We start from the raw sequence: 6,826 nt of genomic DNA on the forward strand, positions 1-6,826 counted from the left end.
CGCCCGCGCAGGCGGTGGCCCTCGCCGCGCAGCAGTCGCTGGCGGCCGCCGAGCCGTCGCTCCCCGCGGAGCCGCCGGCCGGGACCGACCCGGCGCTGTGGAGCGTGCTGACCGGGGAGGAGCGCGCCTACTTCGCCAAGGCCGCCGCCATGGGCCCGCTCACCTACTCGCGCATCTCGGCGGGGGTGAACGCCGTGCGGGGGACGCCGCAGCCGGCGCTCCAGGGCGCGGCGATCGGGGCCCGCCTCGACGTGCGGGCCTGACCATGTCCGACGCGATCCGCGGGATCACCGGGCGCATGAGCCAGCTCGCCGCCTACGGCCAGGGGCCGCTGGCCGGGCTGGGGGGCGTGGGCGGCCTCGGCGACACGGGCGCCATCCAGGTGCCCGCGGGCGCCGGGAAGTCGGAGGGGCCATCGTTCGGCGACACCCTCAAGCAGTTCGTCGGCGGGGTCTCCGACGCGCAGGACGCGGCCGGGGAGCTGCGCGACAAGTTCGTGCGCGGCGACAACGTCGAGATGCACCAGGTGATGGCGGCCGGCGAGGAGGCCGGGATCGCGCTCGAGATGCTGGTCGAGCTCCGCAACAAGGTCAGCGAGGCGTACCGGACGCTGGTCAACATGCAGTAGCCGGGGCCCCGCTCCCGGTAGGCTCACGGGCGCTTCCCGCCGATCGGCGGGGGGCGCCCGGTCGTTTTTGCCGCGGCAGGAATTGCCGCCATCGACGAACCGGCAGGAAGGGTCACTCATGTAAGTTACACAAAGACAGGGACTTACCTGTTTGAGCGCGACGGTATGGAGGCTGCCTCTACCGTGTGCGACTCCCACCCGCCTCATGTCCTCCCTTCTCGACCCCTTCCAGCCCCTGCTCGACCGGATCGGCGGCCCCCGCCGGGCCGGCATCCTGCTCGTCGGGCTCGTCACCGCCGGGCTGATCTTCGGCCTGTCGCGCTGGGCGACCGCGCCGGTGTGGGTGCCGGCGTTCGCGGGCGTCCCGGTGGAGAGCGTCGGCAAGATGACCGACAAGCTCACCGAGGCCGGGATCGACTTCCGGCTGGAGAAGGGGGGCGCCGAGATCCAGGTGATGACCGACGACCTGGCGCGGGCGCGCGTGGCGCTGGCCCGCGAGGGGCTGCCGTCGGCCGGCCGGCCGGGGCTCGAGCTGTTCGACCAGCCGAGCTGGGGGATGACGGACTTCACGCAGCGCATCAACTACCGCCGCGCGCTCGAGGGGGAGCTGGAGCGCACGATCGGGAAGATGCGCGGCATCGAGGCGGCGCAGGTGCACGTCGCCATGTCGGAGAACGCGGTGTTCCGCCGCAGCGAGCGCCCGCTCGAGGCGAGCGTGGTCCTCAAGCTGTCGGGCGGCGAGACGCCCCCGGCGGACGTCGTGCGCGGGATCGCGCACCTGGTCGCGTCGAGCGTGGACGGCCTCGACTCCGAGCACGTGACGGTGGTCGACGACGCCGGCCGCATGCTGACGCTCGACGGCGAGGACGGCTCGATCGCCGGGCTGTCCAGCCGCCAGCTGGCGGTGCAGCGCGAGGTCGAGGGGTACCTGGAGAAGAAGGCGCAGGCGATCGTCGGCCAGATCGTGGGCGCGGCGAACGCGCGCGTGCAGGTGTCGGCGCTGGTCAACTTCGACCGCGTCGAGCGCACGGTGCAGGCGGTCGACCCGGACAAGCAGGCGATCGCGACCGAGCAGCGCGCCGAGATCACGCCGGGCGCGCAGGGCGGCGCGGCGTCGAGCAACGTCGCCACGAGCTACGAGCAGACGAAGAGCACCGAGAGCTTCAGCGGCGCGATCGGCAACGTGAAGCGGCTGACGGTGGCGGTGCTGGTGAACGACCGCGCGGTGCCGGGCCCCAAGCCGTCGGCGCTCCCGCGCACCTCGGCGGAGCTGGCGCGCATCGACACCCTGGTCCGCAACGCGGTGGGCGTCGACAGCGCGCGCGGCGACAAGCTGTCGGTGGTGAACGTGGCGTTCGACGCCGCGCTCCCGATGGCCGCCGACTCGGTGCCGCAGGACGTGTGGACGAAGGTCGCGACGGTGCAGAAGCCGCTGATCGTCGGCGGCGGGCTGCTGGCGATCCTGGTCGTGGCGGTGCTGACGATGCGCGCGATGCGCCCCGCCAAGGCGGCGCCCGCGCTGGCCGCGCCGCAGGGGATGGCCGCGATCGCCGCCGGCCCGTACGCCGCCGCCCTCCCCGCCGGCGCCGAGTCGCTCCCCGAGGGGCAGCGGCCGCAGGCGCTCGCCCCGGGCGAGGAGGGGCAGCGCCAGCAGGTGCTCATCGCCCCCGCGCAGGTGGGCGGCCCGATCGTGCTGCACGAGCAGGCGAACCCGGTGCGCGACCAGGTGGTCGCGATCATCGAACAGCGCCCCGAGGCGGCGACGCGGGTCGTGCGGAACTGGCTGAAGCAGGATTGAGGGCCGGGTACGGCGAGTTCGGGAAGGGCGAACTCGGATAGGACGAACCCGGATACCACGAACGCGCACCACCCGAACTCGCACCACCCGTAGTCGCCGCACTCGATCTCGCCGCACCCGATCTCGCCGCACCCGATCTCGCCGTACCCGCCCCGATGCCCCCCTCGACCGCGCTCTCCCCCATGGCCGCCGACACGAAGGTCGTCCTGAACGGCCGTCCGATGACCGGACGTCAGAAGGTCGCCGTGCTGTGCATGGCGGTGGGGACCGAGTTCGCCGCCAAGCTCACCTCGGGGCTGTCGCAGGACGAGGCCGAGCAGATCTCGTTCGAGATCGCGCAGCTCGACCGCGTCGGGCCGGACACCATGCAGCACGTGCTGACCGAGTGGCTGGAGCACACCCTCGGCATCGCGTCGCTGACCACGGGGGGGCTCGAGTACGCGCGCGAGGTGCTGGAGAAGGCGTACGGGAAGTCGCGCGCCGACTCGATCCTGCGCCGCATCACCACGCAGCTGGCCGACACCGCGGGGCTCCATCGCCTGCGCAAGGCCGACCCGCAGCAGCTGGCGACGACGCTGCGCGGCGAGCACCCGCAGACGGTGGCGCTCGTGCTCGCGCACCTCGACCCGCCGCACACGGCGGCGATCCTGCGCGAGATGCCGACCGCGTTCGGCGGCGAGGTCCTCTTCCGCATGGCGCGGATGGAGAAGGTCTCCCCCGAGATGCTGCAGCTCATCGAGCGCGCGCTGTCGAGCGACGCGGACCTGAACTTCACGCAGGGGATGGCCGCCGCCGGCGGGCCGGCCGCGGTGGCGTCGGTGCTCAACCTCGTCAGCGGCTCGCTCGAGAAGGAGCTGCTCGAGGGGGTGTCCGAGCGCGACGCGATGCTCTGCGAGCAGATCAAGAACCTGATGTTCGTCTTCGAGGACCTGGTGACGCTCGACGACAAGTCGCTGCAGCGCCTGCTCCGCGAGGTCGAGGCCAAGCAGCTCGCGCTGGCGCTCAAGGCGGCCAGCGAGGAGCTCCGCGGGAAGATCATGGGCGCGATGTCGCAGCGCGCCGTCGCCGCGCTCAAGGAGGAGATGGAGTTCATGGGGCCGGTCAAGATGCGCGACGTCGAGGCGGCGCAGTCGGCGATCGTGACGCAGGTGCGCAAGCTCGAGGAGACGGGCGAGATCGTGCTGACCGCGGGGAGCGACGATGTCCTCGTCTGACCCGCGCCGCCCCGCCGCCGTCGCGCGCGGCGCCGTGCTCTCGGCCGCCGACGCCGCCGCGGTCCTCGGCGCCTCCGGCTCCGCCGGCGCCTGGCGCCCGCTGGAGCTGGCCGACGCCGCCGCGCTCCCGCCGGCCGCGCGCGCGCTCGACGCGATCGGCGCCTTCGACAGCTTCGACGCCGAGACGCTGGCGCCGGCCGACGTGTTCGGGCACGACGCGCCCGCGCTCGACGGCGCCTTCGCCGACGCGCTCCCGGACTTCCTGACCACCCCCGACGACGACCTCGCCCTCGGCCTGCCGCCGGAGCTGTCGCTGGCCCGCGAGCGCGCGGTGCGCGACGACCTGGCGCGCGAGTTCGCCGAGCAGGTCGCGGCGATGACGCAGCGCCACGAGCAGGAGCTGGCCGAGACCTACGCCGCCGGCGTCGAGCAGGGGCAGGCGGAGGGCGCCGCGGCCGCCGAGCGGATGCTGGCATCGACGATGGAGGCGCTGGAGGCCGCGCGCGCGCAGCTGGCCGCGCTCGAGGACCGCTGGCTCGCCAACCTCGACGAGAACGTCGCGGTGCTGGCGGTGGGCGTGGCGCGCCACGTGATCGGGCGCGAGATCGCCGCCGACGACGCGCTGGTGCGCGAGCGGGTGGCGCAGGCGCTGGCGGAGTTCCCGCTGGAGCAGTCGCTCGGCGTGCGCGTGAACCCGGCCGACCTGGCGACGCTCAAGGCCGCGTTCGCGCTCGCCGGCGCCGGCCCGCGCGAGCTGCGCTGGACCGCCGACGACCGCGTCGCGCGCGGCGGCTGCCTGGTCGAGGGGCGCGAGCGGATCGTCGACGGCCGCGTGGACGCGGCGCTGGAGCGCGTGTACCGCCGCCTGAGCGGGCAGCATGCCTGAGCAGGCCGCCGCCGCGCAGGCGGCCCCCCGTCGCGTCGCCACGCCGAGCTTCGCCCACGCGGTGCTCGACGTGCTGGCCGACGTCCCGCAGATGGTGAGCTACGGCAAGGTGACGCGCGTCGTCGGCCTCGTGATCGAGGCGACGGGGCTCGACGTCGGGCTCGGGGAGCTGTGCCGCGTGACCTCGCTGGCCGGCGACCGCTCGGTGCTCGCCGAGGTCGTGGGCTTCCACGAGAAGGGCGTGCTGCTCATGCCGCTCGGCGACATGGACGGGCTGCACCCGGGGAGCAGCGTCCGCGCCCTCGGCCGCTCGTTCGGCGTCGACGTCGGGCCGCAGCTGCTCGGCCGCATCCTGAACGGCCTCGGGCACCCGATCGACGGCAAGGGGAAGCTGGAGGCCGAGGAGCGCGTGCCGCTCTCCGCCGAGCCGCCCAACCCGCTGGTGCGCGAGATGGTGACCGAGACGCTGGAGACCGGCGTCCGCGCGATCGACGGCTGCCTGACCTTCGGGCGCGGGCAGCGCGTCGGGATCTTCGCCGGCTCGGGCGTCGGCAAGTCGACGCTGCTCGGCATGATCGCGCGCCAGGCGCGCGCCGACGTGAACGTGATCGCGCTGCTCGGCGAGCGCGGGCGCGAGGTGCGCGAGTTCATCGAGCACTCGCTCGGCCCCGAGGGGCTCGCGCGCAGCGTGCTGGTGGTGGCGACCGGCGACCAGGCCGCGCTCGTGCGCGCCCGCGGCGCCCTCGTCGCCACGGCGATCGCCGAGTACTTCCGCGACCAGGGGAAGCAGGTGCTGCTGATGGTCGACTCGGTCACGCGCGTGGCGATGGCGTGGCGCGAGATCGGGCTGGCCGTGGGCGAGCCGCCGACCACGAAGGGCTACCCGCCGTCGGTGTTCGCCGCGCTGCCGCGCCTCCTGGAGCGCGCGGGCAACGGCGAGAAGGGCGGGATCACCGGGATCTACACCGTCCTCGTGGACGGCGACGACTTCAACGAGCCGGTGGCCGACGCCGCCCGCTCGATCCTCGACGGGCACGTGGTGCTGACGCGCCGGCTGGCGGCGGCGGGCCACTTCCCGGCGATCGACGTGCTCGACTCCAAGAGCCGCGTGCGCGACAACATCATCTCCCCCGAGCACAAGGCGGCGGCGAACCTGCTGCTGCAGCTCGAGGGCGCGTACCGCGAGAAGGAGGACCTGATCCTCGTCGGCGCGTACCAGAAGGGGAGCGACGCGAAGGTCGACGCGGCGATCGCGCTGCGCGAGCAGGCGCTCGGCTTCCTGCAGCAGGCGCCCGACGAGGCGTCGCCGATGGGGATGACGCAGAACACGCTGTCGCATCTCGTGGCGCAGGTGCCCCGAAGACGGTGAGGCGAGCTCGGATGCGGCGAACTCGAGTCGAGCGAACTCGGGTACCGCGAGCTGACCTCTCGTTCGTCCCGGCTTCGCCCTTCCCGAGTTCGCCCGTCTCGATCTCGCCGTTCCCGACCTCGCCCCACCCGCCCCGATGTTCCGCTTCAAGCTCCAGCGAGTCCTCGACCTCCGCGCGCGCAAGGAACGCGACGCCGCCACCGCCCTCGCCGCCGCGCAGGCGGAGGCGGAGGCGGCGCGCGAGGCGCAGCGCCGACTCGAGGCGACGCGCGCCGAGCTGGCGCAGCAGGCGACGCCGGGCGCGGCGCCTTCGGTGGGCGCGCTGCGCAACCTGGGGTTCCTGCTGGAGCGGCTGGACGAGCAGGTGGCCGGCGCCGCGGAGGCGAGCGCCACGGCCGCCGGCGCGGTGAGCGCGCGCGAGGACGCGCTGCGCGCCGCGTTCCGCGACCGCCGCACGCTCGACCGGCTGAAGGAGAAGCACGAAGGCGCGTGGCGCGCCGGCGAGATCGCGCAGGACCGCGCGCTCATGGACGAGATCGCGCTCACCCGCTTCACCACCCAGGGCCAGGCCGCGCGCGCGGCGGGGCCCGACGCCGACGCCGAGGCCGCGTCCTGACATGCTGCGCCTGATCCTCTCCGCCGTGGTGGGGCTCCTCGTGGGCCTCGGCGGCTCGACCGCGGTCGTCGTGCAGCGCGCCATGGGCGCCGCCCACGCCGCGCCCGCCGACTCCGCCGCGAAGCCGGCCGCCGACAGCACGAAGGCGCACGCCGCCGACTCGTCGGCGCGCGGCGACACGACCCACGCGGCCGCCGCCGACCCGGCGCCCGCCGCGCCCCGCGTCGTCGTCGATTCCGCGCTCGCCGCCGCGCGCGCCACCGCCGTCGACTCGACGCCGGTGGCCGCGCCGGCGCCGACTCCCGCACCCGCGCC

General features: G+C 74.6%; 7 protein-coding genes and 1 pseudogene. All 8 read left to right on the plus strand.

Going from position 1 to position 6,826, the window contains the following annotated elements; translation table 11 throughout:
* On the plus strand, nucleotides 1–263 hold a 263-nt coding region (locus PYV61_RS18595), incomplete at its 5' end, for a hypothetical protein (protein ID WP_275834385.1).
* A gap of 2 nt (nucleotides 264–265) precedes the next feature.
* A complete protein-coding gene (gene fliE / locus PYV61_RS18600; protein WP_275834387.1) occupies nucleotides 266–628 on the plus strand; it encodes a flagellar hook-basal body complex protein FliE in 363 nt (120 codons plus the stop codon).
* A 205-nt stretch (nucleotides 629–833) separates the two neighbouring features.
* Entirely contained in the window at nucleotides 834–2,426 is a 1,593-nt protein-coding gene (fliF, locus tag PYV61_RS18605; protein ID WP_275834389.1) for a flagellar basal-body MS-ring/collar protein FliF, read from the plus strand.
* A gap of 155 nt (nucleotides 2,427–2,581) precedes the next feature.
* Nucleotides 2,582–3,640, plus strand: a complete 1,059-nt coding sequence (fliG, locus tag PYV61_RS18610; RefSeq protein ID WP_275834391.1) for a flagellar motor switch protein FliG — start codon at nucleotides 2,582–2,584, stop codon at nucleotides 3,638–3,640.
* Complete coding sequence (locus PYV61_RS18615) at nucleotides 3,627–4,526, plus strand: FliH/SctL family protein (RefSeq protein ID WP_275834393.1); 900 nt, start codon at nucleotides 3,627–3,629, stop codon at nucleotides 4,524–4,526. The genes fliG and PYV61_RS18615 overlap by 14 nt, the downstream gene beginning before the upstream one ends.
* A 91-nt stretch (nucleotides 4,527–4,617) precedes the next feature.
* Nucleotides 4,618–5,895 carry a FliI/YscN family ATPase gene (locus PYV61_RS18620; protein ID WP_345785262.1) on the plus strand — a complete coding sequence of 426 codons (1,278 nt, stop codon included), beginning with the start codon at nucleotides 4,618–4,620 and terminating at the stop codon, nucleotides 5,893–5,895.
* Nucleotides 5,896–6,031: 136 nt separating this feature from the next.
* Nucleotides 6,032–6,511, plus strand: a complete 480-nt coding sequence (gene fliJ, locus PYV61_RS18625) for a flagellar export protein FliJ (RefSeq protein WP_275834397.1) — start codon at nucleotides 6,032–6,034, stop codon at nucleotides 6,509–6,511.
* Nucleotide 6,512: 1 nt separating this feature from the next.
* Nucleotides 6,513–6,826 (plus strand): annotated as a pseudogene (locus tag PYV61_RS18630) (hypothetical protein); the annotation flags it as partial.

The organism is Roseisolibacter sp. H3M3-2 (assembly GCF_029211165.1).
Taxonomy (GTDB): domain Bacteria; phylum Gemmatimonadota; class Gemmatimonadetes; order Gemmatimonadales; family Gemmatimonadaceae; genus Roseisolibacter.